Below are 19237 nucleotides of genomic sequence, written 5' to 3' on the forward strand. Positions count from 1 at the left end.
TTGGTACACCGTCACTTTTTCGGTATAGTGTGACTAACAAGTTTGAATAATGTTGATGTTGTGGGGACCTAGGCAACAGTGTGGGGGGAGAAATCTTGGAAAATGAAACGGAACAGCTGCCGCGTCAGATTACGCACGTTTGGCAATTAACAGCCGTAGTAACGGCAATTATTATCGGCGCAGTCGGTGGTGGCAGTCTGGCGATTGGACTGAGCAACAATCTGAGTTTTTTTACGGTGTGTGGCTGGCTTATTATTGGCATCGCATTGGTAACCTTAATTGCCATGTTGGTATTAGTGCCGTATCGTTGGCGGTTTTGGACTTATCGGATCAGTGACCGTGACGTTGAATTGCATAAGGGGTACTTTTTTCGCAAACAGATTGTGATTCCAATCGCGCGCGTTCAGAATGTGCAGTTGGATCAGGGACCATTTCTGCGGTGGCAGAAACTACAGGAGATCGCGATTGTGACAGCGGCGACCTCTCATAAAATTGATGGTGTCAGCCCTGAAACGGCCGAGCAGCTGAAAGAGTTAATTATGAAACTGGCAAAGGAGGCGCGTAATGACCTCTAATGGTGGTTCTCCCAAGCCAACGCCAGCGCGACATTTACATGCCATTGCGTTAGTAGGTTTCTTTATCGAAACGCTGCGCGAGTGGATTGTGCCCATCGCTGGTGGTGTTATCGGTAGTTTGGCACTTTACCGCAAACATCCGCTGTTATTTGCAACTGTCATTGCGATATTGGTGGTTTTTGCGCTAGTGTGGCCGGTGTTGAAGTACTTTACCTTTACGTATCAATTACTGGACCAGGAAATTTATGTCAAACATGGGTTAATTTTTCGGAAGCAAAATCACGTTCCTTACGATCGCATCCAAAACGTGGCGGTCAAACAGTGGTTTTTCCTTAAGCCGTTTGATTTAGTCACGTTGGAAGTCGAAACGGCTGGTCATTCCGATGAGGGACCGGAAGTGACCCTCATCGCTGTACCGTTGAGTTTACGTGATGAACTTTCGTCTCGGCGGCGTTTGGCAAACATTGCTGAGGGTGAGACGGCAGCAGTATCTGGACTTGTCAACGGAGCGTTACCCGAGTCACAATCGGAGACGAATAATACTGCAAATAAGCCAACTGCCGTGTACGAAATTTCGACAAAGGACTTGTTGAAGTTTGCCGCGACCTCACCTGCGTTTCTGACAGCGTTGCTGGCGATTATGGCAGTGTATGGTCGTTTGCAAAAACTCATTTCTGAGCAGTTGTTGGATATGGCTATCAAAGACCTAGGACAGGCTGGTTGGGTCGTTATTGTGCTGGGAATGTTGGCTGTGGTGCTTGTTTTGTACCTGGGTTCAATTGTCGTCATAGTCATTCAGTACTATCGATTTACATTGAGTCTGTCAGATGGTCAGTTGATGACAGTCCGTGGTTTGTTTCAGCGGAACACGGTGACGTTAGCGCAAAGTCGCATTCAGGCTGTGCGGGTAAGTCAACCGTTGTTGCGGTCCTGGTTGCACATGGCAACGATCAAACTGATCGTGGTGTCGAACTCGAAAAAAGAGAAGGATACCGAAAATGTGGTGATTATGCCGTTGATTGCGGAAGATGATGTAGATGGTTTCTTGCAACGGTTTGTCACTGACATTCCCGTTGATCAGGTTAGGCCTAGCCGTCAGAGTGGACGTACTTTGTATTATCAACTACGCAATTTTGGGCTAGTTGCGCTGGGCATAGTCCTTGCGATAACCGGGATGACGTTTCCATGGCCGCGGGTGGCGGTGATTGCAGACGGCATCACCATTGTGCTGGTGGTCTTGTTGCTGATCATTCCTGCTTATCTGACGGCGCGGCGGACACAGGTGCAGGTATTGAATGATCACTTTGCGTTTGCCCAGACGAACTTTTTATTTACGCGTGAGCAGTATTACGTGCCACGGCAAAACGTGCAATCGTTGTTGGTCAAACAGAGTAAGTGGTTGCAACAGCGCCACTTTGCGTCACTAACACTTAACGTTCGTGCTGGCAGCGAAGGGCGTAAAGTGACTGTGCGATACTTGCCAGATGAAGCAATTTATTCAGTCTATGACTGGTATCGGCAAGTTGATTAATTTAAAGGATGAAATAACGAAACAGGCTTCAGTACCATGGCGAAATGTCATGGACTGAAGCCTGTTTTTTATGTCGTTATCGTGTTTCGAGTGCTAATGAACCGACAACTGTCATCATGCTGATCATCAAGTCAGATGGATCACCGATGGCGCCAGTTTGGTAGTTGCGCTCGTTATTTGAATAATGCGCGTTGTCGGGTGTTTTTAAACTCCCAATCGATGTTTCCAAGTTAAAGCCATAATCCAATTCACGTGGCACTTGCAAACGGACGGAACCGGCAGACGACTCGGCGGATAAGTTGCCATCCACTTCTGCAAAACACAGTTTGGCCGTGCCACTGGTTACTTCAAAGCGACCGTGACCGTGAGCATCATCCAGTTTAAGCGAACCAGCTGAGCAGCGGACCGAGTAATTGCCACGGGTGTTCATCAAATGAACGTTGCCACTCATGGCATTAATTGTGTAGTCATCAGCTGTGAGACTGCGACCCTTAATGGTGCCAGTGATGGAATCAATACTTAGGCTGTTTGTTTCTACATCATCTAACGAGATAGCACCACTGGTTGATGTGATTGCTAAACTACGCAACTTATGCAAGTTATCGATTTCAATTGGACCACTGACTGAACTGATTTCCAGACGGCCATGATAGGCGGTTGGAATCTCCAGTTCAATGCGAATGTTGAGGTTGTCACGTGCTGGCCGTTCACCAGCAGTGATGGCCAACGTGTCGTCTTCATGTTTGACATGTGCGTAATACGAGGATTCGTCTACCAACATATATTCACGTACCGTTAGTTCGGAACGATCCGTGGACTGTAGCACAATGTCAGCCGCCGAATAATTAATCGTCAGATGCGCCACGTCGCTCAGCGATTCCGTAAAGGTATTCACTAACATCGGCGCGTGCGTATCCACCCCGATTTCAAACGTCACCTTGCCATTCTCATGACTTGCTCGATGAATAAAGAAATTCCCCAGTCGACTCATTAAAACCATCACCACCGTCAGCATATTTTGACAGTATCGTAGCATGGCTTACGCACCCTGTGAATAGGGATTGTGTACTTTTTAATTGTCGTTATGAAAGTTTAAAGAAGTTGAGGGAAAACATTGTGAAATCTTCTCTAAAACACTTGGTAAAGTGGGTGGCCCAGACTGCCCAGGCTTTCACTAATAAAATTGCGTTCAAATAATTGAATGAATTCATTGAGCTGATCAGCGTATTCCGGTTCCTCAAAATCACGCAAAATGCTGGCTAATGGCCGCAAACTACTAGCCGAAAACATAGACGGCTGATTCAACCAGATGTTTAAAGATTTAATTAGGCGAATGTAAACAGAACTGGTTAACGTGCTGTCCAAAACTTTATGATTACGCAATTGTTTATTTGCGCGTACAAATGCAAATTGTGACTGGTTCACAATCGCAAGTAGCGCAAAGTTGATGAGAAAATAACCATACGCTTTTTGAACATCAAAGCGGTCTAAATGGGCTTCAAATGCTTTACAGGCTGGAGTGAATAAAGAGCTAAGCGATAGGAATGGGATAAATGGCGTCGATAGTCCCAGCATGATGAGGCTCGATGAAGTCCACGTAGAAATACCTCTAAAATATCGATCAAGCTCCTGATTGAATTGGTAGACGCGATTTTGAGCGTGATCCAAACAAGACTGGGTTAACCATATGTAATGTTGATAACGCGGAATTGGTTGATTACTGTAGGACTCTTGAAGTAGCAGTAGTAATGCTTTTAACGCACGTTCATTTATTTTTCCAGTCGCGACTGCGTGCAGATAAGTCGTAAAGAACTGTTGATTAGTGATGTCTTTTGGACTGTATAAAGTAGTAAAGTCGGTCAACGAACTATCGAGTCGTTCGAGCAATTGAATGAACTTAACCGCTGAAATGTCTGTACCGTCGTGTGTGAAACGGTAATACGTACTCGATGACATGATTCCATTGATAAGTTGGTGAATGCTAACGTTATTTAGCTGGCGTAAATTATCGATTGATGGACCGAGTTCGTTTTTCAATTATCTAAACCAGCTTTCTTTTTAACAATTTCCTGAAGCTACTAAATAAAATGAAATCGAAAACGCTTTAGCGACTAAATGAGACTAGAGCTAAACGGCTTCATTCCGCTTACGCATTATTTGCCCCTTAATGTGTGAGCATATGGATTAAATACGGTTAAATTATGTTGGATATATTTTTATATTACTTATTTTATAAGCAACCAACTTACGTCAAACCTTAGTTAGATTATACCTGTTTTTAGTTGCATTTTTGATATGTATTTTTTATTTTTAGCACTCAAATGGCATAAGAACACGTTTGTTGATTGACTCATTGAATGCAGTAAATTAGGGGGGTACATCATTATGATGCATCAAAATAATCGAAGTTTATGGTCAGCCGAAACTGAATCTAAGCTTCACTATAAAATGTATAAGGCTGGTAAAATGTGGCTTTTTGCCGGCATTACATTGTTTATGTTTGGCGCTGCAAGTGGGCTGAGTACAAGCTCAGCGCACGCGGATACAACAAATGCGGCTCAAAGCAGTATTTCCGCTACATCCAGCACATCAGACGATTTAAACACAGCAAATACATCTAGTGTTACTAAAACGTCGAGTGTCGACAATGCTTCAGCAACATCGAATACGCAGAAGAGCAGTATTTCCGCGACGAGTGCTAGTTCCGTTACTGTAAGTGCTGTTCAAAAGTCAGATGCAACCAATACTGAAAGCAAAAGTGTAGTAGCGTCATCCGAGCAAGCGTCTGATAATAAGCTTGCAGCTACTACATCAGCTAATGAGACAAAGAACGCAGACAGTGTGACTTCTGCCTCTTCCCAAGTGTCACAGTCAGAAGCCAACACAAAAGTAGGAAATGGTGCTTCTACAATTTCTGATAACATCTCAAGTCAGGCAACGACTAGTGCTATTAGTGCTAATGTAAAAGTTTCAGAAAATCAGGCATCTGAGAACGTGGCGTCCAGTACAACCGTTAAGCCTGTTGAAAGTAGTGCCACATTGATCAGTCCCAATAATGAACAAATCAGTGCTGTTAAATCAAAATTGGCAGACATGGCCTCGCAAACAGGACAAGCGCAATCATTTGCACTAGTGGATGACACAACATCAACAACATCAACAACATCCACTCAGATGACTGGTGTCACACTTTTGGCACAAAAAGATGCTCAAACTTTATCAAATATCAGTTTGCCAACGGATTTAACTTATATTTTAAGCAAGGATCGTTCAACTCTTTATGCGTTGTCCGATGCAACATATTTAGGAACGCCATTATTGCCAGCTTATTTTCAGGGCAATGTCATTAAAACCGTTGTAAACGAAACTAAGGCGCAGTACGCCCAATCTGTCATTAACTCACTAGCATCCACGGTACAGACTGAAGTAAGTTCCGACGGCAAGGGATTAACCGCCATTACTCCAGGTGGTGATAATTACACGACTGTTGATTTTGGTAATTATTATGCAACGATTTCAGATCAAACTAGGCAGCAGTATGCCCAAAACCAGATTGCAGCTTTGCCAACTGGTTTGACTGCGCATGCAAGCGATAACGGCAATACCTTATACATCGTTACTCCCGATGGATACACTGGCAAACAGTATGGCACTTCCGACTTTGGACAGTACTATCAATCAGTTGAAATGACAACTGAGCTTCAATATGAACGTGAAGTTGCAGCGACAGCTATTCAAGCGCTACCTTCAGGTACTGAAATTACAGTCGGCGGTGTTGGTGACCTAGTTAAACATACACTGACCTTAACAAGTCCAGCGGGTAATCCGATTACGCTTAGTGGGGATGCCACGAACGGTTATTATGTAACGTTTGATGTTTATGACAACAAGACTGGTCAAACGTTAAAACAGCAAAAATACTTTATTGGTACTTTATTTAGTAACGTACAAGTAAATACACCAAATTCCATTTTTAGCAATATTGCCAATTTAAATACAGCTAGTTATGGCTATAAGGACGCTCTGTCAGATATTCAATATTCTGCTGTTGTTGACTGGGAAGATATGTTAAATCACCCACAAACCTGGCAGGGTGCTTCATTCCCAACTTCTGGTAGTTTACTTCAAAACGATCAGGATACTTACCATCAGACGGTTTATGAGATTGCCGTGTTATTTAAGGATTATGTAAAACAACTATCCCAAACTTTGCCGACCTATTTCAGCAATGCAGATAACGTAAAAAAATTAATTTCAACAACTTCAGGTGACTGGCTTAATTTTACTAATCCAAGCGGCAAACAGTGGTCCGGTACATCGAGTGATACGGCAATTGCTCAGAATGTAAACAATTGGGGAGCAGGTTCCGTATTCGGGCAAGGAGCAGCAAATCCATTTACGCCTAACAATCAAGTTATGGCGGACTTTGGAAAGTTATCAACAGCACAAATAACTCTTTTCCCACACTCAGGCGCAACGGGACTGATTATTGACAGCGTTGCAGGAATCCCAGGTGGATGGGATTCGTCAGCGCTTAATACAGCTCAAAGCTTGATTTCAGGAGGTACACTGGTTGCCGCTGCTGGACATGTTAAATTTTCAGGATTAATTCAAACTATTCAAATGATCAAAAATTTGACACAAGAAGGTTTAGTCAACGGCGTTGTTTTATCTAGTTTGTTAACACTAGGTGTTAATCAAAATGACGCTGGTTGGGGTATTCCTTTAACTGATACTGGATTAATTGGGACAATTAAAAAAGATGGATTATTGCACTTTAACCCAACAACTCTTAGTGATACTGGTACGTCATATTATGGAATTCCTAAAAGTATTGCTGCCGCTCTTTGGTTTGATAAAAATGTGCCAGATGCTTGGTTAGATGGTTTATCTAATGAGTTTAAAAATTCTGATAACATCGTTAGTTTGGGTCATATTGAAACTGATAGTACGAATCATACACATGATCAAGACGGATGGCAGGTTTCTATTGATCCAGTTACCGGTTTACCAGTAGGGTCTGTTAACTATACTGAAGATACAGCGATTCCCAGTATTCCGTTTGTTTCAAAAGATACAATTAAATCGACGTTAGGTCTTTCATTGAAGAACGCTGATAATGTACCAACTCATTTTGATAAAGATACTGAAAGCATTTATCAAACGTTGGTATCTACTATTGTTAGTGCGCTAGCTAATCAATATTCTCAAGGTATGCAAGCAGCTTATGCGGCAATGACAAAGATGTCCAGTACTAAAGTGTCTGACAGCAACGTTGCTAACGGACTTGATGGGAAGATCACGACGACTACATGGCAATCAGATACGGATCAGCTTAAACAAGCATACGATGCTGGTTACGCTGCTGCTTTGACTTGGTTACAAAAGTATCAACAGCAAGGTATTGCCGACGCATTGTCTGGTAACGGTGCCGTGTCTGATCCTATTGGTACTTATCAAGGCAACATGCCGTTTAGTCTTATGAAGGGTGCAGCTGCAACTTCAACTGCTGATCAAATTGCTCAGATAAAAGCGAATACACGTGTCAGCCAGATGTTGCAAGATGCATACTTGAACGCATACAACTCAGCTAATAAAGCGGTGACAGACTTTTCAAAATCTACTGATCTTTCAAATGCATTGACTGGCACTAGTACAACTGGTGCTGATAGTTATGCTTATTTGAGTACCTACAAGAAGATTTATCAAGCGGCCTTAGGTAATTACAAAGTATTTAGCACAACGGCAGGTGACACTGCGTCACAATTGGCAGCAGGCCCTAACATCGTTGATATGGCTGCTTCATCTGTTGTAAAAGCCTCTATCGTGAACGGTGTCTATACGACTGTGTCCAAAATTCCGGCGGGTACGACAATTTCTGCTGATAGAATGGTTAGCCCTGCGTTTTCAACATATCTGACAAATACTAAGCAAACAGCTGTGGCTAGTGCTTTGGCAAATGTTTACAATAAGGCTTACAATGCTCAGATTATTTTGGTCAACAATGCTTATACGGCAGGACAGGCTAGTTTGTTGAATGATGTTACTAAGGCCATGACAGATGCTGATGATTTTCAGAATACGGGTAAATATACTGCTGCGACTAATTTTAGTATGCCAGTAGATAGTGGATTGACAGATGCTTCTGGTCATGAAATTCAGAATCATATTGTTTACTCCGCGACTCAGGATTATACATGGAATACAACCGATAAAGATGGTACTGGTAGTCAATTCTACAAGTTAGGCTATGCTGATGAACAGAAGAATGTTAAATCGATCAACGTTAAATATATGGAAAACAATAAGACTGTTGATGTTTCAAACACAACCTTGCCAACCACACAGTGGGGTGTTTTGGGACTTGCGTTTAACTATAAATTAGCAAAGGCGTACACAGTTGGGGACACTAAATATGCTCCCACTAATAAGCCAACCGACTATGATTTTAGCGTGTTGTCAGATGATGATGTAAATGCAGGCATTACGGTGAACTTAAGAAACGGTATCATTACCGTCTTAGCTTCAGCACCTGAGACTGAAGGTACAGCGATTGATGGTGTACCTGGAGCAACGTATCCAGCAGGTGTGGCAAAGGATGACTTAAACACGACGAGTACGCGAACGATCACGTATAGTTTGCCAGAGGGTAGTACGGCAACGACGCCAATGAAGGCCACACAAACAGTTAATTATGTTCGTGATGCGACTATAGATACGACGGATAATAATAAAGTCACTTACGGGACTTGGACGGTCAGTGGCACCGCTCAATGGGCTGCCGTAGACAGTCCGGTCGTCGTGAACTACACGGCGGATAAGCTGACGATTGCGGCAGCAGACGCGACCGTGCCAACGGACAGCGACAAGACGCCAAGTGATGCGGAGACGGTTACGTACAGTGCCGATCCGTTGATCAAGGTGAACCCGACGGCTCCAAAAGACGCCGGGACGACGGTCGACCCGAAGAATCCAGATGTGAAGTACCCAGCTGGCTTGGACCAGGCTTCGTTGAACACGACGAGTGTTCGGACGATCACGTACACGATGAGTGATGGGAGCAAGGCTCCTGATAAGCAGACGCAAACGGTCAACTTCAGCCGGACCGCAACGTGGAATGAGAAGACCGGGAAAGTCACTTACGGGACTTGGACGGTCAGTGGCACCGCTCAATGGGCTGCCGTAGACAGTCCGGTCGTCGTGAACTACACGGCGGATAAGCTGACGATTGCGGCAGCAGACGCGACCGTGCCAACGGACAGCGACAAGACGCCAAGTGATGCGGAGACGGTTACGTACAGTGCCGATCCGTTGATCAAGGTGAACCCGACGGCTCCAAAAGACGCCGGGACGACGGTCGACCCGAAGAATCCAGATGTGAAGTACCCAGCTGGCTTGGACCAGGCTTCGTTGAACACGACGAGTGTTCGGACGATCACGTACACGATGAGTGATGGGAGCAAGGCTCCTGATAAGCAGACGCAAACGGTCAACTTCAGCCGGACCGCAACGTGGAATGAGAAGACCGGGAAAGTCACTTACGGGACTTGGACGGTCAGTGGCACCGCTCAATGGGCTGCCGTAGACAGTCCGGTCGTCGTGAACTACACGGCGGATAAGCTGACGATTGCGGCAGCAGACGCGACCGTGCCAACGGACAGCGACAAGACGCCAAGTGATGCGGAGACGGTTACGTACAGTGCCGATCCGTTGATCAAGGTGAACCCGACGGCTCCAAAAGACGCCGGGACGACGGTCGACCCGAAGAATCCAGATGTGAAGTACCCAGCTGGCTTGGACCAGGCTTCGTTGAACACGACGAGTGTTCGGACGATCACGTACACGATGAGTGATGGGAGCAAGGCTCCTGATAAGCAGACGCAAACGGTCAACTTCAGCCGGACCGCAACGTGGAATGAGAAGACCGGGAAAGTCACTTACGGGACTTGGACGGTCAGTGGCACCGCTCAATGGGCTGCCGTAGACAGTCCGGTCGTCGTGAACTACACGGCGGATAAGCTGACGATTGCGGCAGCAGACGCGACCGTGCCAACGGACAGCGACAAATCACCAATTGTGGAAGAATTTGTCGAGTACGCGAAGAATGCAGTGAAGTCAGAAGTTACTCCGATTGTAATTTCTGGGACCCACACCAAAGGTGAACTAGTTGACCCTAAGAATCCGAACGGGCCTCACTTCGATCGTGCTATTACCGAAAAGGATATCAACGAGACGTTGACTCGTAAGGTTAGCTACTCTGCCACTGATCCTGCTGTAATGACTTCATCTACAGATACTCAAGCGGTTAAGTTTGGTCGTTCTGTTAAGGTTAACCCTGAAACTGGTGAGGTTCTTGGCTTCACTGATTGGGTTGCGGATGGCTCAAACATTTGGGCAGCTATTACACCTAAACTTATTACGAACTTCTCACCGGACCACGAAAACATTCCGGAAGTCATTGTTACCAGTGATATGAAGGATGCCGATGTGAATGTCGTTTACTATCAGACCAACTTTGTTTCATTGATTGGGAAGAATGCATCAATTGTTGCTGGCTCTGAATTGACGGCTACTGATGTTGTTGTCAGTGCAGCGGATATGAAGGGTGAACCAGTTGATGTAAGTCAACTGATCATGAGACAGGTTGCGACATTTGATTCCAATATTCCTAAGAATGTGGTTGAGTGGATTGGTGATATTGACTTTGATGTTCCTGGCACTTACCACATTGAAATGGAATTCGATGATCCAGCGATGGCTGATGTTTGGGTAACTGTTACCCCTAGACAGAGTGCTACAAACAACGGTGGAGCTGGCACATCAATGACTAATGGAACGAACACCACAAACAGTGGTCAAAATGTCAGTGGTACAAATAACAACGGTGCACAAAATATGAGCATGAGCAATGCGAACAATTCTGACGGCACTATTGGTATGAATAACTTGAGCGCAACTGGTTTGACTAATAACGGCAATGGTGTTGTCACTGCTCAGAATATGGTTGCAAATATTCGGAACCATGGTGCTTCGACGAGTGCGCAAGGCACAGTTGAAAGACTTGGAATCGATGAACAACAATCCGGCACAACAACTTCATCTGTTGCTAATTCTGGTAGCGTGAATGTTAACGAATCTAATGCAGTTCAGGACGAGTTAACTGGTTCAAAGACAAACGAAGGGACATTACCTGATACAAATGAATCAAGTCAGATTGGACTGATCTTCATTGGTCTCACTGGTTTGTTCATGGCATTTGGATTTATGAAGCGTCGCAAGTCTGACGAACAATAGGATTTATTCTAAGTAAGCTTAGGATGAGTACAGCAAGAGCCTTGAAAACCGAAGTTTGGTTTTCAAGGCTCTTTGCGTACATAAAGATAAATTTTGGTTCGCTGGTTAAATATAAGGTAGATTGCAAATTTAATCCGAATTTTTGGACAAATTGGTCAGCATAACCTGATACGGTGTTTTCCAGTCAAGTATTTTAAGCGGTCTCTGGTTAATTTGGAGTAACGTCGTCGTTAAATCTTGAGCACTAATGTGCTCAAAACGAGTCCCCTTAGGATAAAAATAACGTAAATTCCGATTAAAGCGTTCATTACTACCACGTTCAGCTGGCGTATAAGCATGACAGTAATAGGTCTTAATACCATATTGTGATTCAAATGATACTAGCCCACTAAACTCAGTACCACGGTCCACAGTAAAACTGTGCACCGGTCCATTAAAAGTTGTTAGGAACTTAGTCAGTGCTTCATTAACACTCGCTGTCGTTCGGTCCTTTAACCGATATGCCCAAAGGAACCGTGATTTGCGATCGATTAAAGTTAATAAAACTGCCTTACTATGCCCACGAGGGCCAACGACGGTATCTAGTTCAAAATCACCGATGCGATTACGTTGATTAATCATCATGGGACGCTGTTCAATCGATCGCCCCAAAGATTGATTATATTTGGATCGTTGGTCAACGTTACGCCGTTGGCGTACGCCATGTTCAGGTAGATCATTCAAGGAGAAACCAATTCTCCCCTGATTTAGCCAATTATAAATAGATTTAGTCGCTAGTTTAAATTCGTGAGCAATCATTCCTGGTGACCAGCTTAGATGTAAATGGTTGAGAATTGTTTGCTTTAACTCATCGCTCAGCTTAGTTTTCCGACCACATCGTGATCGCTTGTATTCGGCATCTGTTTGTGCTAATTCAGCCTGATAAGGTTGACATCGAGATAATTCATAAGAAATTGTTGACGGTGATCGGTTCAGCCGAACGCCCATTTGGATATTGGACAGCCCTAGTTCACAAAAGGTTTCGATTTTAATTCGTTCGGAATAGGTTATACTAGACAAAAGATCAGCTCCTAAAAGATGGGTTTGTTGTAAACACCATTTTAAAGGAAGCTGATCTTTTTTGTCCGAACAGCGTTCGGATTAATTTTACAATCTACTATAAAACCAGTTATATGTCCATCAGCTTAATCAAAATATGCCGTATATGCATATACGGCGGCTAAATCAGACTTATACATAAATAAAATTATATTATATAGGTGTACAAAGGTAATCAAATTAATTGTTTATGTGAATACATCAGGAGGAGAGCGATCATTCATGTTAAAAGGTGAGCAAGATAAGACTGATCATTATAAGATGTATAAGGCAGGGAAACGTTGGCTTTTTGCTTGCATAGCATTGATTACGTTTGGAGTGGTCAGTGGAACTGGTTACAATGCAAGCGCGGATGATGGTACAAGCTCGTCCCAGCCAGTAGTTAGTGAAAAAGTTCAAGCTCAAAATAGCCTCGCACAATCGAGTGCAGCCATGACTACCGTCAACAATTTGCAAAGTTCTGGGTCTGCTAGTTCGTTAGCTCCTCAAGATGCTTCGAACGCTTCAAATGCTGCGCCAAGCAAAGTAGAAAATAGCGGATCATCGACTGAAGGTTCAACAGTTCAAAGTCAAACAATTATTTCTTCAAAGGGCGTGTCAGAATCAGAGACGACATCATCACAGGCGTCGAGCGTTGTGCCTACATCTCAGAACAGTGAAGTAGCTGTGATGAATAATGCACAACAAATGACACTGCCTTCCTCAACTACTTTGACAGGACAAAGTAGCAATGCGGCCCAGCCACAGTCATCAGCACAGGAACAACAGTCAAGTAAAACGAGCACGTTAGATGAAAGCAAAGCTGATCCAACTACAAATGCACTTCCACAGCTTTCTAGTCAAAGTGAAGCATTTGATAGTACTGTGGTACCCTCATCAGCGACATCAATTCCAATTACAAATGTAGGTTATTCTTGGCCGTCAAACAACCTCGGAGTGGGGCAATCAGAAAAAGTGACGGTTTCACCGACGCCGGCTAATGCCACCTATAAATCATTAACATTCACCAGTGATAACCCCAGCGTTGCGACGGTTGATAATAGTGGTGTAATAACAGGGGTTTCAGAAGGTAAAGCCAACATTTTTTTTCACCTTGATAGTTGGTCTGGTCCTGTTCCGATTGTCGTTTATGATGCAAACAAGATTTTAAATGATGTTAATTTTCAATACAACAACGAGCAAATTGAAGTTGGTCAAAATGCCACTGCTACTGTCACCACTAACCCAATTGGTGGAATTTTCAAATCCATTTCTTGGAAGAGTGATAATCCGACTATTGGTATTGTTGACGCAAATGGGAAGTTTTCCGCACTTGCAGTAGGGACCGCGACAGTGGAGATGAACGTTGTTGACTATACGGGCAAAGTATGGAATAAATCTCAATTGATTAAAGTTATTCCAGCTGGTGCAAATGAAGTAACCGGATTTTCTGTAAGTGTACCGAAATATTACCTTGAGGCAGGCAGTCAAGAACAGCTAACTTATGCAACTAACCCAAACTCGTTGTGGCCGCTCAGTACGATAGCTTGGGCCTCAAGTAATCTTACTGTTGCTACTATTGACAGTAAAACGGGACTGCTAACCGCTGTTGGCGAAGGGGAAACGTCAATTACAGCCACGGGTTTTAAATATAACGGTAATGGTTGGGTTCAGTACAATACGATTCATGTATTTACGCCTGAAGAGAACTTTAAGTCCGGAAATGTAAAGTGGCCAAGTTCTTTAATGACAGGATTGACGGTGCAAGCAACCTTTATTCCTGATTTTCCAGTTACTAAAGTCAAATCAGTCACTTGGTCATCTTCTGATTCAAAAATTGCTACGATTGATGAGGACGGCAGAATTACCGCGCTGACACCTGGGTCTGTCATTCTGAAAGCAATAGTTCAAGGGTACAACGGATCGGGATGGGAGTACACAATGCCGTATGTAGTCGGCAAATCGATTCCATTAACCGAAATTAAAATCAGTACTGCTGTGTCCACGCTGGGCGCTGGTGAGCATGATCAATTAGCAGTTGTTGTGACACCAACTAATGCTAATTTAATGGGTAATGTAAAGTGGACCAGTTCTGACCTAAATGTTGTAACAGTAAATGAGAATGGTCTTGTGACGGTTATTGGTCCAGGTAGTGCAACAATCACTGCGACAGCAGTAGATAATTTCAACACTTCAAAATCAGCTAGCATTGTGTTAACAGTTTTAACGCCTAAATCAGTGACGACAGTCACAACTAGTGTGCCCAATATTATTAATATGGGTCAAAAGGTTCAGGCATTGACCAATATTCAGACTGACCATGACGGATATGAAAATGTCACCTGGCAAAGTTCGAATACAGATGTTGCAACTGTCGATTTGGCTGGTGATATTATCACACTGCTTCCCGGAACAACAACATTAACTGGGACTATTAAGGATTCGTTTGGTGTGGTACACACCATTTCCAAGCAAATCACGGTACAACTGAATTTGCCATTAGCATATGAATCACAGCGTGCACAAATTGATGCTATTGTTTTGAATTTCAACAAGACTTTGAAAAGCCTCGGCGTAAATTACACACAATTGACGCCATTTGCTGGCAATCGTTGGGGTAAAACAACATTAACTTATTCTGTTGCCAATCCAACAGCGGTTTATCATGCAAGTGATGGTGATCTCACATACAAGCAGATTTGGGAAGCAGCGGCTCGAAATTGGAACACAGGATTAAAAATATTAGGCAGTAACATTACGCTAGTAGAAACAACGGATAAAGCAGATGTGCCTGGTATTGTTGAATTTGATCCGAGTTCGGCTAATCTTGGGGATGCTGGTGTTTACGGCTACAATTCTGTAAATAATCAATTTGTATCCGGTAATTGCAAGATTACATTATTTGGAACACCAATGACTAGTCTAAAATATACGAGAAGCGAAGTTATTGCCGTTTTAATGCACGAAATGGGACATGCCTTAGACTTATGGCATTCACCAAACTATAATAGCGTAATGTGGTATGCTGCAGCCTCTCAGATGATCCAGCCCGTAGATGTCTTAAGCGCCATGCTTGCAGCACAATTACCAGGAGGCTTAACTAGCCATATCATTGGACTTGATGATTACTCCAATGGTGTTGATAATGCGTAGAGATGGAAGTGAAAAATAATGAATGAGTTTGCCAAGACCGTTTCTGCTGACAAGCGTCGACCACCTGAGCAACTATCTGGTGGTGAATTTAAAAAATATACACAACCATTGATTGTTGATGGTAAAAAGCGAGATTTGTCTGGGTTTGTGTATTTGTCAGATGACAAATCGACTCCGACTGCTGGTCAGCCAATTTATCTGGATGAACGCTTAGTACTTCCTCAGACAATTGGCTACGTTGTTAAACACTAATACGTTTTCTTTCCACAGGAAACAATTTATTAAGAATCCGTTACGACTACAAGTTCACCCCCGTTATCATTTGTATAACGGGGGTGAATTTGCTACTGTTAAGACCAATTTAAATTAACCATAAAATTTGAAAACGAGGGCATTTTAATGAGCTTTCTAGAGTTGAAGGATATTCACAAGTCCTATTATGTGAATAAAGAACCATTTCCAGTTTTGAAGGGGATTAGCCTTAAATTTGAACGGGGTGAGTTTGTTTCTATCCTTGGTGAATCCGGTGGTGGGAAGTCGACCTTGATGAACATCATTGGTGGGCTGGACCACAATTATGACGGGGATGTGCTACTGAACGGTAAGTCGATGCACTCTGCCAAGGAAAAGGACATGGATGCCTATCGTCGGCAAACGATTGGGTTCATTTTCCAGAGTTTCAACCTGATTAGTCACTTAACACTGCTGGATAATGTTATGGTCAGTTTGGAAATGACCAACATGACCCATCATCAACAAGTGGAACGCGCCACGAGTCTGTTGAAGCAGGTTGGTTTGGAAGACCACATTCACAAATATCCGAACCAAATCTCTGGTGGGCAAAAACAGCGTGTCGCCATTGCACGGGCGCTAGCATCAGATCCTGATGTCATCATCGCTGATGAACCGACTGGTGCGTTGGACTCACAAAACACCAAAGAAATTCTTGAGTTGATGGATGGCATTGCTGAAAGCGGCAAGTTAGTTATCTGTGTCACGCATAGTCAGGATGTGGCCAACCATGGGACGCGAATCGTTCATATGGAAGATGGGAAGATCAATGAAGATCGTGAGTTAAAAGATCCTTTCCCAATCGAAGGCAAACAGTTGTCAACGAAGACAAAGCACCTGAGTTTCCGTTCAACGTTGAAGATGAGTTTGCAACATATGCGGTACAACACGAAGCGTAACTTACTTATTGTGTTTGGCGGTTCCATTGGGATTTTCAGTGTCATCTTGATGTTGGCGCTTGGTAACGGGGTTAAGGGGTACATGAATAACCAAATCATGGACCAAATTAATCCGACAACCATTCAAGTTGCACAAAAGACTGACAAGCAGACGGCGGAAGCAGTTGAGATGAAACCGTCTGACCGTGACCGTTTGGCGAAGGTCAAAGGTGTAAAGGAAGCTGTTCTTGGCACCTATGTCCCAAACGGTGTCCAGGTTGATTACAACGGCAAGACGCAGCAAATTCAGCAATTTCAAACTTGGAATAAGACTGAAAAAGAAAGTGACATTAAGACAGGTTCCAAACCTGGCGATAAGGAAATCTTGCTGACCAAACGGAATGCGAAGAAGATCAGCAAAGATTACAAATCATTAGTAGGCAAGACAGTAACATTGAGTGTGACCGCGATGGATGACAACAATCAGCCCGTTGCGATGACCCAAAAGCTCAAAGTTTCAGGGATTATCAATTCTGGTACTGACGCAATGTCGTTTGATACCTTAAAGTCGATGTATGCTGCTAAGGGCGCTAAATTACGTGCAAACTTTGTTGCGGTATCAACTAAGGATGTGCAAACAACCAAGACTGTTCAGAATAAGATCAAAGCCTTAAAGACGAACGGTAAGACAGCGTACGCAATTACCGGTGTTGGGTCTATTCTTGATACGTTGAACACGTACATTTCGCTGGCATTCTATGTACTGGCAGGGATTGCGGCCATTTCGTTACTGGTTTCCGCAATTATGATCATTGTGGTCTTGTACATCAGTGTTTCCGAACGGACTAAAGAAATCGGTGTTTTACGAGCTCTTGGTGTTCGCCGTCGAGACATTCGTAACCTGTTTGTTTCCGAGGCGTTCTTCATCGGTTTGTTCAGTGCCATCTTAGGTATTGTGCTAGCTTGGGTTGTTCAATTACTGATTAACCACGGCATCAATGGCTTGATTCACTACAGTATCATTCAGATGACGCCTGGATACATTATCTTCGGATTACTGGCAAGCATCATCATCAGTTTATTAGCAGCTCTAGCACCATCACACCAGGCTGCTAAACTGGATCCAATTGAATCGTTGGCGGTGGAATAGTGAGCATGACATTCTCTGTTTAGAGTTTGAACAACAATTGAAAAATCCTCGTGTGGACGAAATTTTGTCCATACGAGGATTTTTGTTGTGTCCAAGTCGCTAGGGTGTGGAGCGTTTTTGAAGTAATTAGGCAATAAATTTGAACTTACTAAAAGTTACTAATTTTTCTGATGAAATCGCTATCATTTCCCTTGAAACGCCGTACAATAAACTTTGAGGTGATAACATGCGTTATTTAGCTAGTCCAAGCACGGATATTCGTGAAAATTTGGCGATTGAAACATATTTAATGGAGCACGCTAATTTAGATGAGCCAATTTTATATTTCTATATGGTAGATTGCAAATTTAATCCGAATTTTTGGACAAATTGGTCAGCATAACCTGATACGGTGTTTTCCAGTCAAGTATTTTAAGCGGTCTCTGGTTAATTTGGAGTAACGTCGTCGTTAAATCTTGAGCACTAATGTGCTCAAAACGAGTCCCCTTAGGATAAAAATAACGTAAATTCCGATTAAAGCGTTCATTACTACCACGTTCAGCTGGCGTATAAGCATGACAGTAATAGGTCTTAATACCATATTGTGATTCAAATGATACTAGCCCACTAAACTCAGTACCACGGTCCACAGTAAAACTGTGCACCGGTCCATTAAAAGTTGTTAGGAACTTAGTCAGTGCTTCATTAACACTCGCTGTCGTTCGGTCCTTTAACCGATATGCCCAAAGGAACCGTGATTTGCGATCGATTAAAGTTAATAAAACTGCCTTACTATGCCCACGAGGGCCAACGACGGTATCTAGTTCAAAATCACCGATGCGATTACGTTGATTAATCATCATGGGACGCTGTTCAATCGATCGCCCCAAAGATTGATTATATTTGGATCGTTGGTCAACGTTACGCCGTTGGCGTACGCCATGTTCAGGTAGATCATTCAAGGAGAAACCAATTCTCCCCTGATTTAGCCAATTATAAATAGATTTAGTCGCTAGTTTAAATTCGTGAGCAATCATTCCTGGTGACCAGCTTAGATGTAAATGGTTGAGAATTGTTTGCTTTAACTCATCGCTCAGCTTAGTTTTCCGACCACATCGTGATCGCTTGTATTCGGCATCTGTTTGTGCTAATTCAGCCTGATAAGGTTGACATCGAGATAATTCATAAGAAATTGTTGACGGTGATCGGTTCAGCCGAACGCCCATTTGGATATTGGACAGCCCTAGTTCACAAAAGGTTTCGATTTTAATTCGTTCGGAATAGGTTATACTAGACAAAAGATCAGCTC

The 19237-nt window shown here is 43.4% G+C and carries 10 protein-coding genes and 1 pseudogene; 7 read left to right on the plus strand and 4 right to left on the minus strand.

Features of this window, described 5'->3' with window-relative positions:
* Positions 1 to 95: 95 nt before the first annotated feature.
* Both ABUE36_RS02275 and ABUE36_RS02280 read left to right on the plus strand, forming a co-directional pair.
* Positions 96 to 575: a PH domain-containing protein gene (locus tag ABUE36_RS02275; RefSeq protein WP_421017075.1), complete on the plus strand. Its 480-nt coding sequence runs from the start codon at positions 96 to 98 to the stop codon at positions 573 to 575.
* Positions 565 to 2106, plus strand: coding sequence for a PH domain-containing protein (locus ABUE36_RS02280; protein WP_421017076.1), 1542 nt, complete (start codon positions 565 to 567; stop codon positions 2104 to 2106). The genes ABUE36_RS02275 and ABUE36_RS02280 overlap by 11 nt, the downstream gene beginning before the upstream one ends.
* Before the next feature lie 76 nt (positions 2107 to 2182).
* On the opposite strand, the gene ABUE36_RS02285 is transcribed toward ABUE36_RS02280, so the two are convergent.
* A complete protein-coding gene (locus tag ABUE36_RS02285) occupies positions 2183 to 3097 on the minus strand; it encodes a DUF4097 family beta strand repeat-containing protein (protein ID WP_421017077.1) in 915 nt (304 codons plus the stop codon).
* A gap of 137 nt (positions 3098 to 3234) precedes the next feature.
* Complete coding sequence (locus ABUE36_RS02290) at positions 3235 to 4143, minus strand: hypothetical protein (protein WP_161001955.1); 909 nt, start codon at positions 4141 to 4143, stop codon at positions 3235 to 3237.
* Between the two features lie 348 nt (positions 4144 to 4491).
* Between ABUE36_RS02290 and ABUE36_RS02295 the strand changes: the two genes are divergently transcribed.
* Complete coding sequence (locus ABUE36_RS02295; RefSeq protein WP_421017078.1) at positions 4492 to 11400, plus strand: mucin-binding protein; 6909 nt, start codon at positions 4492 to 4494, stop codon at positions 11398 to 11400.
* 129 nt (positions 11401 to 11529) lie between these two features.
* Here the strand turns inward: ABUE36_RS02295 and ABUE36_RS02300 are convergent, their stop codons facing one another.
* Positions 11530 to 12459 carry an IS30-like element ISLpl1 family transposase gene (locus ABUE36_RS02300; RefSeq protein ID WP_096109805.1) on the minus strand — a complete coding sequence of 310 codons (930 nt, stop codon included), beginning with the start codon at positions 12457 to 12459 and terminating at the stop codon, positions 11530 to 11532.
* A 261-nt stretch (positions 12460 to 12720) separates the two neighbouring features.
* Here ABUE36_RS02300 and ABUE36_RS02305 point away from each other — a divergent pair, with 261 nt between their 5' ends.
* From ABUE36_RS02305 to ABUE36_RS02320, 4 genes and pseudogenes are all read left to right on the plus strand, one after another.
* Positions 12721 to 15630 carry an Ig-like domain-containing protein gene (locus ABUE36_RS02305; RefSeq protein ID WP_421017079.1) on the plus strand — a complete coding sequence of 970 codons (2910 nt, stop codon included), beginning with the start codon at positions 12721 to 12723 and terminating at the stop codon, positions 15628 to 15630.
* An 18-nt stretch (positions 15631 to 15648) separates the two neighbouring features.
* Positions 15649 to 15882, plus strand: coding sequence for a hypothetical protein (locus ABUE36_RS02310; RefSeq protein ID WP_421017080.1), 234 nt, complete (start codon positions 15649 to 15651; stop codon positions 15880 to 15882).
* A 147-nt stretch (positions 15883 to 16029) separates the two neighbouring features.
* A complete protein-coding gene (locus ABUE36_RS02315; protein WP_421017081.1) occupies positions 16030 to 17949 on the plus strand; it encodes an ATP-binding cassette domain-containing protein in 1920 nt (639 codons plus the stop codon).
* A gap of 226 nt (positions 17950 to 18175) precedes the next feature.
* A pseudogene (locus ABUE36_RS02320) lies at positions 18176 to 18283 on the plus strand (lipoate--protein ligase); the annotation flags it as partial.
* A gap of 13 nt (positions 18284 to 18296) precedes the next feature.
* Here ABUE36_RS02320 and ABUE36_RS02325 read toward each other — a convergent pair.
* Positions 18297 to 19226, minus strand: a complete 930-nt coding sequence (locus ABUE36_RS02325) for an IS30-like element ISLpl1 family transposase (RefSeq protein WP_096109805.1) — start codon at positions 19224 to 19226, stop codon at positions 18297 to 18299.
* Positions 19227 to 19237 lie beyond the last annotated feature (11 nt).

The organism is Furfurilactobacillus cerevisiae (genome assembly GCF_048961765.1).
GTDB classification, from domain to species: domain Bacteria; phylum Bacillota; class Bacilli; order Lactobacillales; family Lactobacillaceae; genus Furfurilactobacillus; species Furfurilactobacillus milii_A.

Excerpts from the sequence above, each read along its gene's own strand:
- ABUE36_RS02280 (WP_421017076.1), top strand. The coding sequence starts at position 565 with ATGACCTCTAATGGTGGTTCTCCCAAGCCAACGCCAGCGCGACATTTA.
- ABUE36_RS02285 (WP_421017077.1), bottom strand. The coding sequence starts at position 3,097 with ATGAGTCGACTGGGGAATTTCTTTATTCATCGAGCAAGTCATGAGAAT.
- ABUE36_RS02295 (WP_421017078.1), top strand. The coding sequence starts at position 4,492 with ATGATGCATCAAAATAATCGAAGTTTATGGTCAGCCGAAACTGAATCT.
- ABUE36_RS02305 (WP_421017079.1), top strand. The coding sequence starts at position 12,721 with ATGTTAAAAGGTGAGCAAGATAAGACTGATCATTATAAGATGTATAAG.
- ABUE36_RS02310 (WP_421017080.1), top strand. The coding sequence starts at position 15,649 with ATGAATGAGTTTGCCAAGACCGTTTCTGCTGACAAGCGTCGACCACCT.
- ABUE36_RS02315 (WP_421017081.1), top strand. The coding sequence starts at position 16,030 with ATGAGCTTTCTAGAGTTGAAGGATATTCACAAGTCCTATTATGTGAAT.